Source organism: Shigella dysenteriae, assembly GCF_022354085.1.
In the GTDB taxonomy this organism is placed as follows: Bacteria; Pseudomonadota; Gammaproteobacteria; order Enterobacterales; family Enterobacteriaceae; genus Escherichia; species Escherichia coli.
In genome coordinates this window covers 4,108,291-4,129,948 of record NZ_CP055055.1, presented here as the reverse complement: position 1 = coordinate 4,129,948, position 21,658 = coordinate 4,108,291, and the positions used below count along the sequence as shown (strand labels likewise).

Here is a 21,658-nt window from a genome sequence, read left to right as displayed (position 1 = left end):
AATGCCTGCTCATTTTTTATTAGTCTGCTTAATCAACATTGCTGGCTGGCGTCGCTTCAATATGGCGCTCTCCAGCCGTTAATCCCTTTATATATTTACTGTATTTCCACCACGCAAAGCCGAGGAAGATAACAATACCGCCGACGTTATAAAAAATGATGGTCAGAATATTCGCGCCAGTCGGGAATGTCGAAGCGACAAACCCTACGGAAAATATCGCAATCAGCATTGAAACAACGATAATACCGGTGCGGCGGGAGCCCATACGGAAATCGCGTGGCAGGTGATCTAATTTGGCGCGTAAATTCAGGTAAGCCAGCATGATGAATAACGGCGGAAGCATGGACGCTGCGGCGGTCATATTAATAATAGTATTCATCAGATCCTGCACAGTATTGGAACCGAGCATCGGGATAATCATCAGCGGGATGACGATCAGGAACTGGATCCACGCTGCGCGCGCCGGAACGCCGTTTTCGTTCAGTTCGACGGTTTTCTTACCAAAGATGCCTTCCGGGATTTCGGAGAAGAAAATTTTCACCGGCGTTGCGGTCCACATCAGCAGGGAACCGAACATTGCGGTAAAGGACACCAGACCGACAAAGCGATTCATCAACGCTTCCGGCAGACCAAAATACGCCGCCATGCCGTGGAATACCTGCACCGATCCGCCAGTAAATTTCAACTCTTTGCTGCTGACGAAGACGTTAATCAGCACCGAGGAGACGGAATACAGTACGCCGATAAAAATCCCGGCGAGGATGATCACTTTAACGAACGATTTCGAACCGCCTTTGACGTCGTTAACGTACACCGCGACGGACTCCGCGCCACCTGCGGCCATAAAGATCCAGGTGGTAACGCCGAGGAACGCCCAGTTGAAGTTCGGGATCATCGCGTCAACGGTGATCGGATCGGCAGGCTGTACGCCGCCAACCAGCGCCGTACCTGCCAGTAAAATGTAGGAGAGCGTTAACAGCAGCATCAGCGTTGAAGTGACGGAGGTAATTGGCCCCAACATTTTCGCCCCGTTGGTGGAAACCCAGGTGGAGAAGGCGAACAGCACCATACTGATAATGGTGGTGGCAACCGGCGTCATAATATATTCGTATCCGAGGAAGGCATACGAAGCATAAGCAATAACGCGCGGCAACAGCGAGGTGAAAAAGAACAGGTTTACGAACCAGTAGGTATAGGCAGTAATAAATGCCCAACGTCCGCCCAGCGAACTTTTTACCCACGCGTAGACACCGGCTTCTGAGTTTTTATTTAACGAAACAAATTCTGCGATGATCAGACAGAAGGGAATAAAATAAAAAATCGTCGCGAGGAAAAACATCGGTGCCGAGGCCAGTCCAAGCTCAATATTATTATTGATAACGTTGTTAAAGCTGTAAACGGCGGCAAAAGTCAGCGAGAGCAAGCCGAATTTGCCGATTGTATTACGTTTGGTATCAGACATAACACATCTCCGAAAATGAGTAGGGTAGCGGTGGCGGCAAATTCCTTTTGCCGCCGTAGTTGTTATTTGTTATGGAAATAACCATCTTCGATGGTGACTTTGAGAACCACTTTTTTGACCGCGTTATTGCAGATAAACCGATATGCTTCATGGATATCGCAAATAACGATTTGCCCTTCGTGGACCTCAACGGTTTCTCCGCAGCCTTTTAAATATTCACGGTCAGTTTCATCACGATAATATTCCACGACCTGTAATGTCTCTTTCGGCGCATATTCAATTTTTTGCTGCCCTTGCAGGTAGTAATGCACTTCAAAATAGCGTCGATGCCCGGTAAATAGCGCATCGGTCGCGGAGTCTGTCTCCACGCGGTAAGTCAATGAGTCACCGATGGAGTGGGCGACGCCAGGCTGAATGTTGTCGATATTTTCAATCGCTTCAACGCAGCGTTGCCACTTCTTACCAGAGGCGTAAATCTGGCGGAACTGTTCTAAGTTATCGATGATCCTCATTGCTTATTCTCGCTGTGCAAATTCGTGGAAAAGAACCCTGCGCCGAACTCATACGACGCCAGGCTTTGCGCGGTAGCTTCTCCGCCAGAAACCGGCAGCAACGTAAAGCCGTAGCTGAAGTCACGGAACCAGACGCGCCAGGAGTCCAGCACCTCGCTGCCCCAGGAGTTGGAGCCGAGGCCAAGCAGCTGGTGGTCGAGATTCAGGGTGATGTCATCACTGCGCTGCAGCTCGTTACAGTGCTGGGCAGCGTGGATGTTTTCCTGGGTATAGTGCCAGGCGCTGAAGTTAATTGGGCGCTGCGGAACCACCAGCAGACCGTTGCCGTGGCGGTTAGTCAGTGCCGTCCAGCGGACATGCTGACGGTTGCCGTTGTTCTGCGGGAAGGGATAGTTCTCGAACATGGCATCGACGGTGCTGCGCCAGATATCGATGATGTTAGCCTGCTGGCTGTCGGCGTAGTTTTCGCCCGGTCCACGACCGTAATACGCCACCTGATCGTATTCGCCGTTAATCCCCATGGTGAAACCGATGCACGGAATGATGTGCGGATAGTCGCCGTAACGCTCGCCGGAAAGCGCCACGTTAACCTGGCCATCTGCAGCGATGCGCCAGATGTAGGTGCAGCGCATCCCGAAGTCAAACACCGGCGGTGCTATAACCGTGCGGCTGATGATAAACACTTCACCATCGCTCTGTTCTACGGCAAAGTCGCGCAGATGTTCCTGCATGATCTGCAAATGATTCGGTTGCCACAGCCCTTCGTACTCCTGCTTGTGGTTGTCGATCATCGGCTTGAAGAAGTTGATCTTTGGCTCGCGGGTCAGCAGCGACTCGCCATTTACCTGCCAGGATGTCGGTTTGCCACTCATTTTTGAGAAGGTGATCGCGAAGTTGTAGCCGCGAACGGTGCAGCTCAAACGATCGTCTTCCAGCGTCAGCGGACGCGCATTATTTGGTGCGAAAGGCACTGGCTGCGCGGTGTTTTCCTTCAGCGGGAACTGATAAGTGGCGATAGAATGCCCGGCTTCGCTGTAGCGGGTGCGGGAATCTTTGGTCACCGTAATGTTGAGGAACGCTTCGCGGGCGTCCAGCTGCGGCAGCGTGATCTGCAAGGGGGCTTCGCTGTTCGGCGCAACGTCGCGCAGTTTAATCTGCTGCGTCGCGAGCGTTTCACCTTCGGCGCGCACCTCTGCGTGCAGGGTGTAGTCATCAAGCGTGGTAAACCACAGTTTATTTTCGACTTTCAGCTCGCCGCGAGTCAGATCCAGCGCGTGGATTTTTACCGGCGCGATAACCTGTTTGTACTCTTTCAGGCCTGGTCCCGGCGTCTGATCGGAATAGATCAAACCATCAAGACAGAAGTTATAGTTGTTGGGATAGTCGCCGTAGTCGCCGCCGAATTTATACCAGACATTGCCGTTGTCATCCTGCGCCTGGATCCCGTGGTCGCACCACTCCCAAACATAATGTCCCTGAATACAATCGTGCTTATAGAAGACGTTCTGGTACTCCGTCAGCCCGCCCGGTCCGTTCCCCATCGCATGAGCATATTCACAGATGATGCGCGGCTTCGGATGCGGGTATTCACCAAACTCATTCATCAGCGGCACGCGGGTGTACATGGTGGAAATAATATCGACCACTTCAGCATCGCGATCTTCTTCGTAATGCACCAGTCGCGTGTCATCCAGCGCCTTCGCTGCGTGGTACATCGCGCGGATGTTACAGCCATAGCCGGATTCATTGCCCAGCGACCAGATGATGATCGACGGATGGTTTTTCTGCGCGTGAATATGGCGAACAATGCGCTCGACGTAGACTTTTTCCCACTGCGGATCGTCGGTAATACGGCTGATATCGTCGACATTAGCAAAGCCGTGCGATTCGACGTCGGTTTCCGCCATCACAAACAGGCCGTAGATATCACACAGTTCGTAAAAACGCGGATCGTTCGGGTAGTGAGCGGTACGCACGGAGTTGATGTTGTGCTGCTTCATCAACTGGAGATCTTTCTCGACGCGATCCATTCCAACGGCGCGGCCTTTGCGATGATCGTTGTCGTGACGGTTGACGCCGTGCAGCATCACATAACGGTTATTGATCCAGAACAGACCGTCGCGCACTTTGATATCACGGAAGCCAACGCGTTGTGGCACCACTTCCAGAACGTTGCCGTTGGCGTCTTTCAGCGTCATGACCAGATGGTAAAGATAAGGGGATTCTGCTGACCATTGCTGCGGCTGTTCGACAGTAAAAGCAAAGCTGGCGCTGGTCAGTTTTTCAATTGCCAAATGATCAATGGCGCTGCTGTGCACCACGCGTTCGCCATCAAACAGGGTATATTCCAGCGTCGTGACGACAGGGGAGGCGGCGAGATTTTCCAGCACCACTTCGCAGGAAAGCGTGGCATCGCAATAGGCTTCGTCAAAGTCGGTACGCACGGTGAAATCGTTAATATGTGTTAGTTGTTTTCCGATCAGATAAACATCGCGGAAGATCCCCGCCGACCACCACATATCCTGGTCTTCCACGTAGGTAGAGTCCGCCCACTGCATCACGCGCACACACAACAGGTTGTCGCCGGTTTTAACCATCGCGCTGATGTCAAACTCTGCGGTCAGGCGACTGCCCTTGCTGAAACCCACATACTGACCGTTAACGTAGACTTCAAAATAGGTTTCGACGCCGTCAAATTTAATCAGCGTCTGTTTACCCTGCCAGCCGTCACTGAGGGTGAAAATACGTTGATAGGCACCGGTTGGGTTATCGCTGGGAACAAACGGCACATCGATGGGGAACGGAAAACCTTCGTCGGTATATTGCAGTTTGCCGTGACCTTCCATTTGCCACATGGCGGGGACGGTAATATGCCCCCAGTCAGCCATTAACTCAGAGGTGAAGGCTTCTGGCACTTGCAGCGGATGGTCAAAAAAGTGGAAATTCCACTGACCGCTTAAGGGCAGAAACAGGCTGCTCGTTTCGCGGGCAAAGGTACGCGCCTGCGCAACAGAATCATATGAAAAAAAGTACGCACGCGGCGCAAGTCGGTTTTCGTGGGTGAGCTGAATGTTTTCCCAGCGATTCATAGGGCCTCCCGGTAGAGAGAAATCGGAACCATTCATGGCGATGGTAGTTTGTGTAATTGCTGGGGAGTTTAGTAAAATTTTTACTAAAAAGTAGCGGGTAAATGCATTTACTTTAACTGGATCACGAAAATAAACGGCAGCACTGCCCGGCAAAAACGATTGCCGGACAGTGTGTAAGGGGATTTAACGGGTCGTGCCGCGCAGTTTTAATTTGCTGGGAACGAAGACTAACAGCGGCAGCGCGCGACCATCGCGGGCTTTTTCATACACCAGGTTTACGCCCTGACTTCCCATCATTTCGGAATGGATGCGCACGGTGGAGAGCGGCGGAAAGGTAAATCGCGCGGTGGGGATATCGTTAACGCTGATAAGCGAAATATCCTGTGGGATGTTCAGGCCACGTTCATGAATTGCCCGCAGTACGCCGATAGCAATGGAATCGGAAGCAACAAACAGTGCCTTCGGATAGTCTTCCCGCGCCAGCATCTGTTTTGCCAGTTCATAACCCGACGAACTGGAAAAACCGCCGCGCCAGATATCCTCTTCGCGTACTACTTGTTTCAGACGGCCATATTCCGCAAAGGCGACCTCACGAATATCCGCCTTGCCAGGCTCATCTTCACCGCCAATAAAACCAATGCGATTAACGCCCTGGTTGATATAGAAGTCGATGATTTCTTTACTGATGCGTGCCAGATCGATATCCACCGCATCGTAACCGCTGCCGGGTTCGTGAAAGTCGATAAAACAGATATTGTCGGTCAACGCGCTGGCAGCGGCGCGCAGAGCGGGCGTGGGTTTGCCGACAATTAAAATACCGGTGACGTTTTTAATGTCTGGTAATCCGCTGTGTTCATAACAGTTGGTCAGTTCGATCGCCAGCTTTTCGCACTGAGTTTCAATGCCGTGGCGGATCGCCAGATAGTAAGGATCGTTGATCTCCAGCTCCTGCTGGTAGCTGTAGATAGCCAGAATATGGTGTTGGTTGACTGCGCCTGTCTGTAGTTTACGGGCGCTACTGGTCTTGTACTCCAGCTTTTCGGCGATCTCGAGAATGCGATGTTTCGTCTCTTCTTTCACATTCAATGTCGGATCGTCATTTAAGACCCTGGATACTGTCGCCAGGGATACGCCAGCTTCGATTGCGATGTCTTTTAGTGTTGCCATGTTTACCTTTTTTACTTTCCCTGATGTGCGCTTCCATTGTAGAGGAAGTGCTTATCGGGTCACCTGTTTTCAGTAAATAAAGCGCGTTTCTTTGACGCTGTAACGGTAACACAGCGGCTCACGAATGTGATCACGCCTGCATTCTCCATTTTTAGCCTACAGGATTGAGAAAAACTTTTGCTATAGTTTAGTAAAATTTTACTAGAGGGGAGGAAGCAATGGAAACCGTGGCTTACGCTGATTTTGCACGTCTGGAAATGCGCGTCGGAAAGATTGTGGAAGTGAAACGCCATGAAAACGCCGACAAGCTGTACATCGTACAGGTTGATGTGGGGGAAAAAACACTGCAAACCGTGACCAGCCTGGTGCCGTACTACAGCGAAGAAGAGTTGATGGGAAAAACGGTGGTGGTCTTATGCAATCTGCAAAAAGCGAAAATGCGTGGTGAAACGTCGGAATGCATGCTGTTGTGTGCGGAAACCGATGACGGCAGTGAAAGCGTGCTGTTAACGCCGGAGCGGATGATGCCTGCGGGCGTACGTATCGTATAAAAAGATCGGATGGCGACGTCGTATTGCCATCCGATTTGATACTACGCTTCTTCGACACTTACTCGCATGGCCGCCAGCGCCTTACGCGCCGCTTTGATCACGAGTTCACACTGTTCAATGGTCAGTGTCAGTGGCGGTTCAATGCGGATCGTTTTGGCGTTATTGAGCGTTCCGGCCACCAGTACGCGCTGGCGGAACATCTCGCTGGCAAAGTTATAGCCGATTTCGTTATCAACAAACTCAATCGCCATCAACATCCCTTTACCACGCGCTTCCTGTACCAGATCGGGATATTCCCGCGCCAGTTGACGGAAACCGTCCAGCAACATATCGCCTTTTTGCTCAGCCTGAGCCGGTAAGTTCTGCTCCAGCAACACATTGATGGTCGCCAGCGCCGCCGCACAGGCCAGCGGGTTGCCGCCAAAGGTGGTGGTATGCAGGAACGGGTTGTCGAACAGAACTGAGAACACCTCTTCAGTGGCGATGGTTGCGCCAATCGGCATCACACCGCCGCCGAGGGCTTTTGCCAGGCACAGGATGTCCGGCTGTACGTTCTCATGTTCGCAGGCGAACATCTTGCCCGTGCGCCCCATGCCCGTTTGTACTTCATCGAGGATCATCAGTGCGCCGAACTCATCGCACAGCTTACGCACGGCGGTGAGATAGCCCGGCGGCGGCAGAATTACGCCACCTTCGCCCTGAATCGGTTCGAGGATCACCGCGGCCACATCATCACCGGTTTTTTTGCACTCATTAAGAGCCGTGCGCATGGCTTCGATATTGCCAAACGGCACATGACGGAACCCTGGCAGCAGTGGCATAAACGGTTTGCGGAAGGTCGATTTCGCCGTGGCCGACAGCGCGCCAAGTGATTTACCGTGGAACGCGCCGCTGGTGGCAATAAAAGTAAATTTGCCGCGCGGCGACTGATAAGCCTTCGCCAGCTTCAGCGCCGCTTCAACGGACTCGGTGCCGCTATTACAGAAGAAGCTGTATTTCAGTTTACCTGGCGTTAGCGCAGCAAGGGTTTTCGCCAGCATAGCCCGTAACGGATCGAGTAGCTCCTGGCTGTGCAGTGGTTGTTTCGCAAGTTGATTCTGTACGGCGGAAACCACAACTGGATTACGGTGCCCCACGTTGAAAATTCCAAAACCTCCCAGGCAGTCGATAAACTCCTGTCCCTGGGTGTCGACAAGCGTATTTAAACCTCCCGCTTGCCACTCTACGGCTCCGTAATCCCCGCCGGCGGTAACAGATTTGCGATACTCTAAAAACCCCGGATTGACATGCTCTTTGAAGTATTCAATCACCTCTCGGTTAAGTGCTTTCATCTCCTCATGATCCAGCGTTCGCTTTTCAATGAGATTCAGGGCGTGGGCGCTGCACGCTAAAGCCGATGCGCTCGAAGGTAACCTGTTCAAAATATGCTCCGGAGGCTCGCGTATCACATGATACCGATTTAAGTATTGCAGGGATTGCGCCACTCCGGCTGCGATCGCGAAAATCGGGATAAACACAAATGTGGTTATCATTTGCGCAATATTTAATGCTATTTGTTAACATTCGTTGTTATTTTGCACGGTTTTTGTCGGGTATGGATTTGATAATTGCTGCGCAAATGCACGTTTTCAGGGCAATAATTGCCTGATTTTTGGGCAAGATAATTAACGTTTTCGTATAGTAACAGAGTGAAAGTATTTTAAATCAAGGAATTAGATTTGTGCTTTAATCGCAAATTGCGATCTAAATCAAATTAATCGGTTAAAGATAACCGCAGCGGGGCCGACATAAACTCTGACAAGAAGTTAACAACCATATAACCTGCACAGGACGCGAACATGTCTTCTCATCCGTATGTCACCCAGCAAAATACCCCGCTGGCGGACGATACCACTCTGATGTCCACTACCGATCTGCAAAGCTATATCACTCATGCTAATGACACTTTTGTGCAGGTGAGCGGCTATACCTTGCAAGAGTTACAAGGGCAGCCGCACAACATGGTGCGTCACCCGGATATGCCAAAAGCGGCGTTTGCGGATATGTGGTTCACCCTGAAAAAAGGGGAGCCCTGGAGCGGCATCGTGAAAAATCGCCGCAAAAATGGTGACCATTATTGGGTGCGGGCCAATGCGGTACCGATGGTGCGCGAGGGAAAAATCAGTGGCTATATGTCGATTCGTACCCGGGCGACGGATGAAGAGATCGCGGCGGTGGAGCCGCTGTACAAAGCGCTGAACGCCGGACGTACCGGTAAGCGTATTCATAAAGGCCTGGTGGTGCGTAAAGGCTGGCTGGGTAAACTGCCTTCATTACCGCTTCGCTGGCGGGCGCGTGGAGTGATGACCCTGATGTTTATCTTGCTGGCGGCCATGCTTTGGTTTGTTGCTGCCCCGGTGGTGACGTATATCCTCTGTGCGTTAGTGGTATTGTTGGCAAGCGCCTGTTTTGAATGGCAGATTGTCCGCCCGATAGAAAATGTCGCCCGTCAGGCGCTGAAGGTGGCGACCGGAGAGCGTAATAGTGTTGAGCATCTGAATCGCAGCGATGAGCTGGGGCTGACATTACGCGCGGTAGGGCAGCTTGGCCTGATGTGCCGTTGGCTAATTAACGATGTCTCAAGCCAGGTGTCCAGTGTCAGAAACGGCAGTGAGACGCTGGCGAAAGGCACCGATGAACTGAACGAACATACCCAGCAGACAGTTGATAACGTTCAGCAAACGGTGGCGACCATGAACCAAATGGCGGCGTCGGTGAAACAGAACTCTGCCACAGCGTCGGCTGCCGATAAACTGTCAATCACCGCCAGTAATGCGGCAGTGCAGGGCGGGGAGGCGATGACCACGGTGATCAAGACAATGGACGATATCGCCGACAGTACCCAGCGCATTGGCACCATTACTTCGCTGATTAACGATATTGCGTTTCAGACCAATATTCTGGCCCTGAATGCGGCGGTGGAAGCGGCGCGTGCCGGCGAACAGGGCAAAGGTTTTGCAGTGGTGGCGGGGGAAGTGCGTCATTTAGCCAGCCGCAGCGCCAATGCTGCCAACGATATTCGCAAGCTGATTGATGCCAGTGCTGATAAGGTGCAATCCGGTTCGCAGCAGGTACACGCCGCCGGACGGACGATGGAAGATATTGTGGCACAGGTGAAAAACGTCACCCAGTTGATTGCCCAGATTAGCCATTCAACGCTGGAACAGGCCGATGGGCTTTCCAGCCTGACCCGTGCAGTGGATGAGCTTAACCTGATCACCCAGAAAAATGCCGAGCTGGTGGAAGAGAGTGCGCAGGTGTCGGCGATGGTGAAACACCGCGCCAGCCGACTGGAAGACGCGGTGACGGTGCTGCATTAATCGGTATGCAGGATTCGGCGGTTGGAGCACAATGCCTGATGCGATGCTGGCGCATCTTATCAGGCCTACGGGGTATGTAGGGTACGCCGCATCCGGCAATCGGTGATTAATCCAGTTGCGTAATATCAAAAGCGGCGCGGTCGATCACCGCAATGATCTTTTTTATTTGTGCATCAGTGATATCGCTCTGGTTGACGCGTAAATCCAGCACCGCTTTAAAATTATCCAGCGCCCGCTTCATTTGCGGGTTCTGACGCAGCGCAGCGCCAACGCAACGCGCTTTGATGCGTTCTTCAATCATCTCCACTTGTTCGCGGTTTTCTTCCAGCCACTGCGCGCCCTGTTCGGTCAGCGCAATCTGCTTTTTGCCGCCTTCTTCTTCGCGGATGGTAATCAGCGACTGCTCCTGGAGAAAATCCAGCGTTGGGTAGATGACGCCCGGGCTTGGGGTGTAATTCCCCTGGGTCAGATTTTCAATCGCTTTAATCAACTCGTAACCGTGGCTGTCATCGCGCGAGAGAATATCCAGAATCACCAGACGCAATTCACCGTGACCAAAGAAACGTTGCCGACGACCGCCGCCGCGACCGTGGCGACCACCGCAACATTGGCCGTGTTCATGCTGGTGACCGTGTCCGCAGTGCTCGTGTTCTGACTTCTCACCTTTGCAGCAGCCCTCATGGCGTGGCTGGCCTTCATGTTTACAACACCCTTCGTGATGATGGCTCATATCAGCCTCCTTTTGCTTAATTAGATATATCTAATTTATATCTGATATGAGCACTCTTGCAAGAATAAAAATGATTTTTAAATGTGGACTCATCTCACACGTAGGCCGGATAAGGCGTTCACGCCGCATCCGGCGTTGAGTAATGATGCCTGAGGAGAGGCGGTTCGTCTTATCAGACTATAGACATATCAGTTCTACAAATCGCTTGCATTTATCATGATTAACAATCATTATCATTTATGAAAATTATTTAGATATATCTGATTACCATCACGAAGGCGATAACAATGAATAACTCCCCCCGCTACCCGCAGCGCGTTCGCAATGATCTGCGCTTCCGTGAACTGACTGTGTTACGCGTTGAGCACATCAGCGCCGGTTTTCAGCGCATTGTCCTCGGCGGCGAGGCGCTGGACGGTTTTACATCGCGTGGCTTTGACGATCACAGCAAACTCTTCTTTCCTCAACCTGACGCTCACTTTGTGCCGCCAACGGTAACGGAAGAGGGCATCGTCTGGCCGGAAGGACCACGCCCACCGTCGCGTGACTATACGCCGTTGTATGACGAACTACGCCATGAACTGGCGATTGATTTCTTTATTCACGAAGACGGCGTCGCCAGTAGCTGGGCAATGCAGGCCCAACCGGACGATAAACTCACGGTGGCAGGTCCGCGCGGTTCGCTGGTGGTGCCGGAAGATTACGCGTATCAGCTGTATGTCTGCGATGAATCCGGAATGCCCGCACTGCGCCGCCGCCTGGAAACGTTGAGCAAACTTGCCGTTAAACCGCAAGTTAGCGCGCTGGTTAGCGTGCGGGATAACGCCTGTCAGGATTATCTCGCGCACCTTGATGGTTTTAATATCGAATGGCTGGCACATGATGAGCAGGCGGTAGATGCGCGTCTGGCGCAGATGCAAATCCCTGCCGATGATTACTTCATCTGGATAACCGGCGAAGGCAAAGTCGTTAAGAATTTAAGCCGCCGCTTTGAAACGGAACAGTTTGACCCACAGCGGGTTCGTGCAGCGGCCTACTGGCACGCAAAGTAACTGATATGTAAAAGAAAAAGGCTGACGATTTCTCGTCAGCCTTTGCTATATCTGGTGGCCCCTGCTGGACTTGAACCAGCGACCAAGCGATTATGAGTCATGAGGCAAGTTCGTTCTATATTGTTTTTGTTTGTTCGTGATTGCTTTATTAGTTGTTTGTAATCAATAAATTATGTGATTTTCCCTGTCTCCGCTTGGTTCCGTTTTTTCTTCATTGTACGATCGTTACCTGACCCATTACCTGACCCAAAATCACGAGTTATTCTGATTGTTACTGGTTTAGAAAAGAGGTTCTATGGCCGTCAATCTTACTGAAACAGCCATCCGAGCATTGAAAGCAAAAAAGACATCGTTCTATGTCTGGAGCAACAGCTCTCAACGTGGCACTGGACGACTTGGTGTCAAAGTTCAGCCTTCTGGCAGCAAGATTTTCTATTTCCGCTATTACGTGGAAAAAGGGAAAAAAGAAAGATTCATTCAATTGGGTATATGGCCTGAGATGAAACTGGCCACAGCGAATGAACTGACAAAAAAGTATGGTGCCTGGCTCATTGAAGGAAAGGATCCCCAGGCAGAACTGGAACGACAACAGTTTGCAGAACAGCAGCGGATACAACTCCATCAATCACAGGGCTCATTTGAAGCATTGATTCATGGTTATGTTAACAAAATGAAAATTGATAATAAGAGGACATGGCAGGATGTTCTGAAACGCCTTGAAAATGAATGCTATACAGTGATCCCCCGTGAAACTAAAGCTAAAGATGTGACTTCCGGACAGATTAAACATATCCTGGCCGGGATCATTCAGCGCGGTGCTGTGGTTCACTCTAACCGGATCCGTTCTTACCTGATGGCTGCATTTAACTATGGACTGAAAGCAGATAACGATCCGATGAACACAAGTGTAGGGATTACTTTTGGGCTGGAGGCAAATCCGGTGTCAGTGATACCGAAACAGTCATCTGCTGAAAAAGTCGGTGATACCTGGCTGACACTTGAAGAGTTGCGTTTTCTAATGGAACATTTTGCTGAAGCAACCAACGTTGGATTATTGATGCAACATTTGATCCGATTCTGTATCTATACCGGAGGGCAACGTCCTTTCGAAATGATCGCCAGTCAGTGGTGTGATGTTGATTTTCAACAAAAAACGCTGCTGGTGACTGCTGATGTCTCTAAAAATAAACGAGAGCATTTGATACCGTTGACTGAATCAGCATTACAGGAATTATCCTGTGTGCAGGAGTTAACAAAAGAAAAATCCAGCCCTTACATTTTTCCACTTTCGACTAATGGTAAGCGTCCGGTTCGTACGGACAGTCTGGCTCGCGCTATCATGTATTTCCGGGCTTTTAATCCTGACTTTAAAATTTTTACAGCACGTGACTTACGTCGGACCTGTAAAACGTTAATGGGAGAAGCTGGGATCAGTAAGGAAATCCGCGATCGTATTCAAAATCATGCGTTGAACGATGTCAGTTCAAAACATTATGATCGATACGATTATTTGCCAGAAAAACGCAGAGCACTTGAGATCTGGGAGGACCGGGTTAATAACTATCAACAGCAAACAGGCAATAATGTTGTCAATCTGTTTGGCAGAAGGTGAGGGAGTTCCTGGTTGCTGTACGAATTGTGTACAATTGATGGGTATTGTTGATGCACTTGGTTCTTGTATTGTTTACTATAATTATTGAGGTAAATTTTCGTGCCGGTATTACTCAGAGGGGATTCAAAAATGGCTGTAATTCCAATGTCTTACTCCCCTGCTACTGTAGCTCGTCGTTTTTCGATACTGGATGGAGTAACTATTCAGGGCGTGCTTTACCAGATCATCTGGGATCCAAAGACTCCGTTTGCTGCGGTAATCGAAGCTGCACCTTCTGTTATTGATGGTGATGTTCGCCATAAGGTTGTTGCCACTCTGGAGCTTCAGCGTCGTCCCCGGCTTGAAGGCGTGTTTGTCCAGAAATTCTGGGAAGAACAGGATGTTGCTCAGATTGAAGGGATTGTTGTCGATGGCGCTGTACGTGATGTTGGTCTTGCAACGTTTGTTTATGAAACGATAGTCACAAAAGCGGGCGTTGTACTATTAAGTGATAACGAGCAATATGAAGGAGGTAAAGCTCTCTGGCAGCATATTGCGCGTCGTTCAACGAATCTGAAGGTGTTTATTTTAGATACTGATTCCGCACGGTATTACCCGTTTGATGGCGAACGGATCAGTTATGACGGGAAAAGCATCCCGGAATCAGAAATCTGGAGTGAACATCCTGAGCGAAACAGACACGCTGTCGTTCTTGTGGCTGAATCTGTTAATGGTAAAGCCGCATAATTTGCTGAGTGTCTCATTTTTTGAGATCTTGCTGGAAAGTCTCCTTTGGGGATAGCGAACTGCTATCCCCTTTCTCAGTGAGTTACTGTTCGACCAGACATTTTCCCCATAAAGGTCGTATCGAGTATCTATCTTCGCTATATGGATTTATTTTATTTTTTTCCCTCTGTGCTATCAGCAACGTGTCGATCTCATCCTTAATAATGTGTTGAACTGCTTGACGGTAACGGTTAAGCGAAGTGTCACTGATATCTTGTGGAAGTTGTAGACTGCCATCTGCCTTGACAAGTTCATTTACACCATCTTTAATTCTGCGTCCCTGACCATCAGGTATACCTTCATTCAGATCATAGCCTTTTAGTCCTGCAAGACGAATATTCACGTCAATCTTTTCTGTACGTATCTTTTTGTTACTTACCAACAGAATTTTATTGGCGTTATACCATTTTTCAAATATTTCCAGTTGTTTCATGATGTTTGTGAAGTTATTCAGTTCGCTCCTGAATTCAATAGATTTTCTAATTTTACGCTCTTTTGCATCAATGTTTATTCCTGGATAATTTATTTCCATTTTTAACGGTTCTGTGTATGCCTGTTGCAGGCAATCAGCAAGATTCATTGCTGCATCCTGCAGGGTATTGGTATAAATCAGTTTCAGAAGTTCATCACGCTGTATAGTGATTTGACAATAGTCTTTTTCCCATGCGGTGGTGTTTTCAATCGTGTCACTTTCATCGGAAATAATTGTTGTGAACTTCCAGGTGTAACGAATAAAATCATTTCCTTTAAAATATTGCACTAATTTATTTAACCATTCATATATTTCCAGAGCATAAAGTTTAACGTATCCATCATATATTATCTTTGTTGCATTTTTGTTGGCTAGCGAAAACATTTTGTCCACGAATTCTGTACGCCCGATTGTTAGCAATTGTTTTCTAAGTTTACTCACATCGTTAGTATCTGGTTTCTCACAATTCCAGGGACTTTTGTATTCATTTTCAAAAGGAGAAAGCCATTCAGGAATCTCTGTTTCTGAGTGATAGCAGTTGTTAATAGCCAAACCAAGGGTTCTGGCAAGTATCGCTGATTCATCAATTTGATGGTATCGGTTCAGTTGTTCCAGTAATTCTTTAGTACATGAGTGCGCAACAGAAAGATCCTGATGGCAATATCCTTGTCGAACCAGAGCGGGAAGTGGTGAGCAATGAGCTTTACAATCTGTCAGAATATTGAACAAATCGTTTCTGACGAATTCTTCCATCTCAGGTGTTTTCCAGCCACCACTATTTTGGCCGACAAATTTTGCTGTTGGTTCCCTGTTCATATCTCCCCAGGTTTTCAGGCTGACGAGTCTGTTATCAAAACCATTGTATAAATGGCACATAACCTGAAAAGCAGCATACAGATCTTTAGATAGTGGATTATCGGTCTCACTTATGGAGTAGTTCTCTCTGTTTTTCTCTAAAATACTTTGGAGTTTTGTGTTAGCGCGTAATGCCGAGAGAATCCGATGTTGTTCATCAAACCAAGGACGATATTCTGGATCCAGATACAATCTGCGTGCTTTGAAAATGAGTAGAAGCAACTGTTCGGAAACAGCTTCATGTATGTGGGGAAACGGCATGGAGGTGCCGGATAAAACACGATAGTACGGGTGGTTTGTTTTTACCTTTTTAGTTACCATAATGTTAAATTCTTCCGTCTATTGCATAGCTGTTTCCAGTAGAGAAACTTGATACAGTCCTTTGTCAGGACATTGATACAGAGTTAACAGCCTCTACGAAATGGGAATCAGTTATGCAGTGGCATTATACGATGCTGAATCTAATACGATATCCTTAGCGTTTATTCCTGATTTTTTTACGAGCATTCCCTTTTGTTGCATATTGCTCAGGACGCAAATGATTTTACGGTTATAGCCCTCTACAGTCACGTCACTTTCATCTGAAAATATGTATCGTTTTCATTCAATTATTATCTTTTGTCTGCACTTTAGCTTTAGAAAGTTGGCAAAAATCAACTCCCTCTTACAAGTTCTATTATCGCCAGAAGATAATTTTGTGAACTTCGTCACGTTTTCAAACTAATGTTGTGGGGGCTTTTCTGGGGAGAATTTTTGGTCACTACCCCTCCTCTTGATATCATAGATTATAACAAGATTTTTTTTGTTTTTGTCTGCATAAAATAACCTACGAATATTGTGATTTTGATTTTTATTTTGTATACCAAAAAGCATTGTTTAAGTTATTTTTATATTGTGACTTTCTTTGTTGTTATTGTGTTATTAGAAGTCAGTTAATTAAATCATTTCTCGCAATTTGATTTCTTGGTTGTGCAAATGTATTGTTTTGCTCGTGAGTTGCTGGTGCTGTTCAACAGCATACCACTACAGATAGATGTAGTGATTTGAGCAGCTCACATGCATATACAATCTGAAAATCATGAATATATAAGGAGAGCAATATGTGGAAGCCGTTAAGAGATGAGAACCGTTTATCAATTTTGAAGATCTATGGATACACCTGTGACAGACTGGTACGAGAAAAGGAACGCCAGAAAATTACGTCTATTTCTCGTTCACAAGCCTGGAAACTGGAACGTGAAGGAAAATTCCCGCCACGTAAAACTATTGGAAAGAAATCCTGTGGGTGGTTATTAAGTGATCTATTGTGGTGGATTAGTCAGTATTAACCTTATAGTATCAGAATAATATATATTTCTATATTTTAATTTTATAATTAAAAAGGAGTTTCATGATGAAACGTGTCTCTTTCTCTCTTGCAGAAACATATGAAGCTGATGTAATTAAAAAGTATCAGCATTTAAAAAAATGCTCATTTTCAGCAGCGATTAAAGAGTGTTTAAAGCTAGGGGCTCCTGTTTTAAACAGGATAAATGAAAATATTGCTGCTATAACTGATATAGAGGATAAGCTACGTCAGTTTTTTAATGAGGAACCATTTGTGCAACGGACAAAGCCTGAAATAACAAAAGGAGAGTTTTTTCATAGCATTTATAAATCGCATATCAAATATGAATATGATGTTCTCGATAGAAAGATATTTCCTCATGAAAGCACCAGAAATGCTATGGGAGTTGCAGAGAAAAAGGGAATTAAAGAGAATGCGACCTTAATGCTGGAATATTATAAAGTTGAGAAGGCAATTTGTATTTACACGAACAGAAAAGTTTCCCATACCCTGAATCGTGCAGGAGGGTTTTATAAAACCATTCTGATTAAAACCAGTGTTTTTGGGGATTATTTTTTTGACTTTTGCAATTCAGTTTGCCTGCCGATAGATGAGTTGATTGAGTATGGTACGAAAGAAACAGTGAGGCGACATCAGATTCGTAGTACAGGATTTTGTACTTTTCATATTCCGATTTTTTATATCAATAATAAGGCTGTAATAGTGCCTGTTCTGAGAACAGAGGAAGTTTCACAAAGTTCCAGAACAGGTGGAGATGTTATTATTATTAACCCATTTGAAGATGAATGATTATGGCCCGCGTAGATTTATTCATAACCCAGAAATCGTGGTGTAAATGATGAACAGAAACCGCTTTCTGAGGTTAAAGAGAGCAATCATTACCCGGGAGTGGCCAACTCTTTTATCGAGTACTTTTCCGATGTATCTGGAGAGCCTCCCTTAGAAAAGAGTAATGCGACTCAGGAAAAAACAGGTTCAATAATTAATTCATGACACCAGTTTGAGGCATTATGGCGAGTTTTGCATACATAGACTCTGAAAAATGGTCAAAACTTAATCGCTTAAAATCCATGATTCAGAGATATTTTAAAGAACCACTATTGCAGTTAACAGGCGAATTGGGTCGCCCGGATTATACTCTGGCAGACAGAAAACGGTTAGTTCGACTCCTGACGCAGGATATGCAAAGGGGTGATATTCTGATTACTAAATCGTTAACTTGTTTTGGTAATACGCCGAAAAAAATACAGGAGGTTTTATCTTTAAGTATCAGACAAGGTATTAATATTTGCTTTTTTACGTCATCAGAGTTGCCGGATGGTGATGATATTCCTGTGGTACTCACCGGGATGATTTTACCTACAGATATTAGAGGAAAAATTCCCGACATCAGTATCCGGAAAATTAAAAGAAAACCAGGAAGGAAAGAAGGGAGTATTCATAGTAAAAATATCAGACAGTTGAAATTGCAGGGGTTCAGTCAGTCACAAACAGCCAGAAAATTAAGCATCAGTTTATCCACTGTAAAAAGACACTGGGATAAAGGTATTGTTGATCTAACTGCAGAGTAACATTTTATAGTCCTTGTAGCTATTGGCAATGGAGTTATAAATACATGTGCGTTGGATAGGTAATATATATTATATCTGTGATGTATAGTATATGTGTAATGATGGATATGATGTACTAATAGAGCTAATGGTATTCTGATACCAAATAATTAGTTGTGTGTAGATCATAACTCTGTTTAATGTTTTAGAACGTTCTAATGTAACTGTGTAACATCATCCTGTTCTCTAATGTAACAATAGGCAGTAGCGTTTTTCTTAATTGACGCCCAGAGGGTTATATATCCCTCTGGGAACTACTGATACGAATATTAATATCTGCTTCTGTTGTGTATTGGGTAGGTTAACTATTAGCTTATCTCTGAAAGCAAAAGGAATATTAACATGATTACGATTGAAACTCTTTACGGTGAATGTCATGAGGCTCACGGGTTAAAAATAAGAAACCAGGTGAATAACCTCTTCCAGAAACATCCCAGAATAACGGCAATACGGGTGGATCTCCATTATCCTCCCGTGATTGACAACGGGGATACCATTACCTGTTTTCCTAACCTGAGTCCCGGAGAGATATCTCGTTTCCGTAACTCGCTGAATGCGAAAATTAATGCAGATCAACACCGTAAAAAACAACAAGGCAAACGCACCTACGCAACGTCGGTTTGTATTATCTGGGCGAAAGAATATACGCAGTCCTTTAAATGTCATTATCACGTCTGCCTTTTTTTTAACAAAGACGCCTATTACCACCTGGGAGACTATGAGCGCTCTGACACCCTGAGAGGGTTAATTACCGGAGCCTGGTACAGTGCCTTAGGGTTAGAACTGGAAGATCACCAGGGACTAGTTCATTTCCCTGCTAATGGACGTTACATCCTGGATATTAACGATCCTGATTTCCCTGAGCAATATCAGCGCTTATTGGCACGTCTGGATTATCTGACGAAGCTCGACACTAAAGCATCAGGCCAGCGTAACTTTGGCTACAGCGGTTTTTGACCTATTGTAACTGTAAGGTGATTTATTATGTATACAGAATCAAACGTTAAGCTTTCCTGTAACGCCCTCTGGCAAAAGTATGTCCTTGCAACTCTGTATCGGGCTGCAGCTACACATCCTAAAATTAAATTATTACAATTTAAATTAATACCTTGCCCAGGTATGAACAAGGCAATTCCCTCTCTGATGGCTGATTTTACTGGTGAACTGCATAGACTAATTTCTGAATATTTGCAGTGCAAGCGACGTAAAGATAAATCTGTTGAGCCCGCCCCTTTATATTATCTCTGGAGTAGGGAAGCTGTGGCTAACGATACCACTCCTTATCTTATGGTACTGCTACTTAATAACGATGTCTGGTGTAAGAGTCGTGAGGTGGTGGCTCTCAGAAATCTGATTGAGCAGGCGTGGGGAAAAGTATTGGGTGAAGATAACTCCATTACACATCTGGTTGTGTATCCTGAAGTGCTGTCGTTGGTATTTGATGCAGCTAACACATACAACGCTGAGCCTGGTGTACTGGAACAGACGGCCCAGGCTTACATTGAATCGCATGGTGCCATTGAACGTCATCTTGGGTGTAGTGACTTTTAACGACGTCAGGTGATGCATAAGGGCCTTTCTCTGAGAGACCCTGTTTACACAATTAAATAAATCGAGCCCGACCAACAATTTTGATGTTAACAGCAGGATTATTGAGGGGCAATCAATGTGTTTTTCGGCAGTGATTACGGTAGTGAACGGCGCTCTACTGTACGGGCTGAGCGGGACCTGCTGTCTGAATGGTATCTGCGCCATATACTGAGAGTTTTGCCGGAATGGCCTTCCAACCTGTTGATGAACTCTTGCCATGGAACGTAGCTCTTACCAATAAATAACCGTTAATACGGCGTTCGGGTAATGCTAACGATAATAGTACTCCTCTGGGCATTTTTAATTTATGTTTTCCGAAGCCATCGGTAGGTAATAGCGAATCATCACAGCTAAGTGTTATTTCAGGTTTGGCAACTGGCAGTATTGCCGCTCATATCGGTTAGGCTCCCTTCAAAATGGTCTCAAAATCCGCACAGTTCAAATCGGGAGGGCTTTGTTGAATAAATCAGATTTCGGGTAAGTCTCCCCCGTAGCGGGTTGTGTTTTCAGGCAATACGCACGCTTTCAGGCATACCTGCTTTCGTCATTTTGTTCAGCGCTCGTACCAGGGCCATAGCCTCTGCAACCTGACCATCGTAGTCACGCAGCGTCAGTGAACCCCCGAACAGCTGTTTTACCCGGTACATCGCCGTTTCCGCTATCGAGCGACGGTTGTAATCTGTTGTCCATTTCCACCGCGCATTACTCCCGGTCATTCGCTGATTAGCCACTGCACGGTTACGGTCTGCATATTCACCGGGCCAGTAACCCGCACCTTTTCGGGGAGGGATAAGCGCGCTGATTTTCTTACGCCGCAGTTCATCGTGACATAGCCGGGTATCGTAAGCGCCATCGGCGGCTGACCTGATTTTCCGGTGGGTTTGCCGGATTAACCCGGGGAAGGCCTCTGAGTCCGTAACGTTGTTCAGCGACAGGTCAGCGCAGATGATTTCATGTGTTTTACTGTCAACGGCGAGATGCAGCTTACGCCATATACGACGGCGTTCTTTGCCGTGTTTTTTGACTTTCCATTCGCCTTCACCAAAGACCTTCAGCCCGGTGGAATCAATCACCAGATGCGCGATTTCACCCCGGGTGAACGTTTTGAAACTGACATTAACCGACTTTGCGCGCTTGCTGACACTGGTGTAATCCGGGCAGCGCAACGGAACATTCATCAGTGTAAAAATGGAATCAATAAAACCCTGTGCAGCCCGCAGGGTCAGCCTGAACACGCGTTTAATGACCAGCACAGTCGTGATGGCGAGATCAGAATAGCGCTGAGGTCTTCCCCGTGATGAAGGCGTTGCCGACTCATACCAGGCCTGAATAGCTTCATCATCCAGCCAGAAAGTTATGGAGCCACGGTTGATGAGGGCTTTATTGTAGGTGGGCCAGTTGGTGATTTTGAACTTTTGCTTTGCCACGGAACGGTCTGCGTTGTCGGGAAGATGCGTGATCTGATCCTTCAACTCAGCAAAAGT

General features: G+C 47.2%; 18 protein-coding genes and 1 pseudogene. 11 read left to right on the top strand and 8 right to left on the bottom strand.

The window, feature by feature from the left end:
• Positions 1-28: 28 nt before the first annotated feature.
• The 4 genes from HUZ68_RS19655 to ebgR all read right to left on the bottom strand — a co-directional run bounded on the left by HUZ68_RS19655 (position 29) and on the right by ebgR (position 6,230).
• Positions 29-1,462, bottom strand: a complete 1,434-nt coding sequence (locus tag HUZ68_RS19655) for an amino acid permease (RefSeq protein ID WP_033815006.1) — start codon at positions 1,460-1,462, stop codon at positions 29-31.
• A gap of 62 nt (positions 1,463-1,524) precedes the next feature.
• The gene (locus HUZ68_RS19650; RefSeq protein ID WP_001219954.1) at positions 1,525-1,974 is read right to left on the bottom strand and encodes a beta-galactosidase subunit beta; all 450 of its coding nucleotides are present in this window, start codon (positions 1,972-1,974) and stop codon (positions 1,525-1,527) included.
• Complete coding sequence (gene ebgA / locus HUZ68_RS19645; protein ID WP_033815007.1) at positions 1,971-5,063, bottom strand: beta-galactosidase subunit alpha; 3,093 nt, start codon at positions 5,061-5,063, stop codon at positions 1,971-1,973. Before ebgA ends, HUZ68_RS19650 begins: the two co-directional genes overlap by 4 nt.
• Positions 5,064-5,246: 183 nt before the next feature.
• Entirely contained in the window at positions 5,247-6,230 is a 984-nt protein-coding gene (gene ebgR / locus HUZ68_RS19640) for a transcriptional regulator EbgR (protein WP_000212464.1), read from the bottom strand.
• A gap of 218 nt (positions 6,231-6,448) precedes the next feature.
• Between ebgR and HUZ68_RS19635 the strand changes: the two genes are divergently transcribed.
• Positions 6,449-6,781: a tRNA-binding protein gene (locus tag HUZ68_RS19635; protein WP_000450588.1), complete on the top strand. Its 333-nt coding sequence runs from the start codon at positions 6,449-6,451 to the stop codon at positions 6,779-6,781.
• A 41-nt stretch (positions 6,782-6,822) separates the two neighbouring features.
• On the opposite strand, the gene ygjG is transcribed toward HUZ68_RS19635, so the two are convergent.
• A complete protein-coding gene (gene ygjG, locus HUZ68_RS19630) occupies positions 6,823-8,202 on the bottom strand; it encodes a putrescine aminotransferase (protein ID WP_001297164.1) in 1,380 nt (459 codons plus the stop codon).
• Positions 8,203-8,619: 417 nt separating this feature from the next.
• Here ygjG and aer point away from each other — a divergent pair, with 417 nt between their 5' ends.
• Entirely contained in the window at positions 8,620-10,140 is a 1,521-nt protein-coding gene (gene aer, locus HUZ68_RS19625; RefSeq protein ID WP_000094712.1) for an aerotaxis sensor receptor Aer, read from the top strand.
• A 106-nt stretch (positions 10,141-10,246) separates the two neighbouring features.
• Here aer and nfeR read toward each other — a convergent pair whose 3' ends face one another.
• Positions 10,247-10,870 carry a DNA-binding transcriptional regulator NfeR gene (gene nfeR, locus HUZ68_RS19620; protein WP_000018005.1) on the bottom strand — a complete coding sequence of 208 codons (624 nt, stop codon included), beginning with the start codon at positions 10,868-10,870 and terminating at the stop codon, positions 10,247-10,249.
• 287 nt (positions 10,871-11,157) lie between these two features.
• Between nfeR and nfeF the strand changes: the two genes are divergently transcribed.
• The 3 genes from nfeF (at position 11,158) to HUZ68_RS19605 (ending at position 14,260) form a co-directional block, all read left to right on the top strand.
• Entirely contained in the window at positions 11,158-11,922 is a 765-nt protein-coding gene (gene nfeF, locus HUZ68_RS19615) for an NADPH-dependent ferric chelate reductase NfeF (RefSeq protein WP_033815008.1), read from the top strand.
• Positions 11,923-12,217: 295 nt separating this feature from the next.
• On the top strand, positions 12,218-13,534 hold the full coding sequence (locus HUZ68_RS19610; RefSeq protein WP_001696226.1) for a tyrosine-type recombinase/integrase: 1,317 nt from the start codon (positions 12,218-12,220) through the stop codon (positions 13,532-13,534).
• A 129-nt stretch (positions 13,535-13,663) separates the two neighbouring features.
• Complete coding sequence (locus HUZ68_RS19605) at positions 13,664-14,260, top strand: hypothetical protein (RefSeq protein ID WP_000268404.1); 597 nt, start codon at positions 13,664-13,666, stop codon at positions 14,258-14,260.
• An 82-nt stretch (positions 14,261-14,342) separates the two neighbouring features.
• Here HUZ68_RS19605 and HUZ68_RS19600 read toward each other — a convergent pair whose 3' ends face one another.
• Positions 14,343-15,947, bottom strand: a complete 1,605-nt coding sequence (locus tag HUZ68_RS19600) for a hypothetical protein (RefSeq protein WP_000256688.1) — start codon at positions 15,945-15,947, stop codon at positions 14,343-14,345.
• Between the two features lie 779 nt (positions 15,948-16,726).
• On the opposite strand from HUZ68_RS19600, the gene HUZ68_RS19595 reads away from it, so the two are divergent.
• The 6 genes and pseudogenes from HUZ68_RS19595 to HUZ68_RS19570 form a co-directional block, all read left to right on the top strand.
• Positions 16,727-16,954: a helix-turn-helix transcriptional regulator gene (locus tag HUZ68_RS19595; protein WP_000265818.1), complete on the top strand. Its 228-nt coding sequence runs from the start codon at positions 16,727-16,729 to the stop codon at positions 16,952-16,954.
• 62 nt (positions 16,955-17,016) lie between these two features.
• Entirely contained in the window at positions 17,017-17,763 is a 747-nt protein-coding gene (locus tag HUZ68_RS19590; protein WP_001354442.1) for a hypothetical protein, read from the top strand.
• 221 nt (positions 17,764-17,984) lie between these two features.
• Positions 17,985-18,545: a type I phosphoribosyltransferase gene (locus HUZ68_RS19585; protein WP_020218894.1), complete on the top strand. Its 561-nt coding sequence runs from the start codon at positions 17,985-17,987 to the stop codon at positions 18,543-18,545.
• A gap of 381 nt (positions 18,546-18,926) precedes the next feature.
• Positions 18,927-19,541: an inovirus Gp2 family protein gene (locus tag HUZ68_RS19580; RefSeq protein ID WP_000628304.1), complete on the top strand. Its 615-nt coding sequence runs from the start codon at positions 18,927-18,929 to the stop codon at positions 19,539-19,541.
• Positions 19,542-19,568: 27 nt separating this feature from the next.
• On the top strand, positions 19,569-20,135 hold the full coding sequence (locus HUZ68_RS19575; RefSeq protein ID WP_000287905.1) for a YagK/YfjJ domain-containing protein: 567 nt from the start codon (positions 19,569-19,571) through the stop codon (positions 20,133-20,135).
• Between the two features lie 117 nt (positions 20,136-20,252).
• Positions 20,253-20,419: pseudogene (locus tag HUZ68_RS19570) on the top strand (transposase domain-containing protein); the annotation flags it as partial.
• Between the two features lie 261 nt (positions 20,420-20,680).
• Here the strand turns inward: HUZ68_RS19570 and HUZ68_RS19565 are convergent.
• The gene (locus HUZ68_RS19565; RefSeq protein WP_239593965.1) at positions 20,681-21,646 is read right to left on the bottom strand and encodes an IS5 family transposase; all 966 of its coding nucleotides are present in this window, start codon (positions 21,644-21,646) and stop codon (positions 20,681-20,683) included.
• Positions 21,647-21,658: the final 12 nt, after the last annotated feature.

What these genes read in the sequence shown, in the direction of transcription:
- HUZ68_RS19650 (WP_001219954.1), bottom strand. Translation starts at nt 1,974, where the DNA reads ATGAGGATCATCGATAACTTAGAACAGTTCCGCCAGATTTACGCCTCT.
- HUZ68_RS19585 (WP_020218894.1), top strand. Translation starts at nt 17,985, where the DNA reads ATGGCGAGTTTTGCATACATAGACTCTGAAAAATGGTCAAAACTTAAT.
- HUZ68_RS19590 (WP_001354442.1), top strand. Translation starts at nt 17,017, where the DNA reads ATGATGAAACGTGTCTCTTTCTCTCTTGCAGAAACATATGAAGCTGAT.
- nfeF (WP_033815008.1), top strand. Translation starts at nt 11,158, where the DNA reads ATGAATAACTCCCCCCGCTACCCGCAGCGCGTTCGCAATGATCTGCGC.
- HUZ68_RS19635 (WP_000450588.1), top strand. Translation starts at nt 6,449, where the DNA reads ATGGAAACCGTGGCTTACGCTGATTTTGCACGTCTGGAAATGCGCGTC.
- HUZ68_RS19605 (WP_000268404.1), top strand. Translation starts at nt 13,664, where the DNA reads ATGGCTGTAATTCCAATGTCTTACTCCCCTGCTACTGTAGCTCGTCGT.
- nfeR (WP_000018005.1), bottom strand. Translation starts at nt 10,870, where the DNA reads ATGAGCCATCATCACGAAGGGTGTTGTAAACATGAAGGCCAGCCACGC.
- aer (WP_000094712.1), top strand. Translation starts at nt 8,620, where the DNA reads ATGTCTTCTCATCCGTATGTCACCCAGCAAAATACCCCGCTGGCGGAC.
- HUZ68_RS19575 (WP_000287905.1), top strand. Translation starts at nt 19,569, where the DNA reads ATGTATACAGAATCAAACGTTAAGCTTTCCTGTAACGCCCTCTGGCAA.
- ebgR (WP_000212464.1), bottom strand. Translation starts at nt 6,230, where the DNA reads ATGGCAACACTAAAAGACATCGCAATCGAAGCTGGCGTATCCCTGGCG.
- ebgA (WP_033815007.1), bottom strand. Translation starts at nt 5,063, where the DNA reads ATGAATCGCTGGGAAAACATTCAGCTCACCCACGAAAACCGACTTGCG.
- HUZ68_RS19580 (WP_000628304.1), top strand. Translation starts at nt 18,927, where the DNA reads ATGATTACGATTGAAACTCTTTACGGTGAATGTCATGAGGCTCACGGG.
- HUZ68_RS19610 (WP_001696226.1), top strand. Translation starts at nt 12,218, where the DNA reads ATGGCCGTCAATCTTACTGAAACAGCCATCCGAGCATTGAAAGCAAAA.
- HUZ68_RS19595 (WP_000265818.1), top strand. Translation starts at nt 16,727, where the DNA reads ATGTGGAAGCCGTTAAGAGATGAGAACCGTTTATCAATTTTGAAGATC.
- HUZ68_RS19600 (WP_000256688.1), bottom strand. Translation starts at nt 15,947, where the DNA reads ATGGTAACTAAAAAGGTAAAAACAAACCACCCGTACTATCGTGTTTTA.
- HUZ68_RS19655 (WP_033815006.1), bottom strand. Translation starts at nt 1,462, where the DNA reads ATGTCTGATACCAAACGTAATACAATCGGCAAATTCGGCTTGCTCTCG.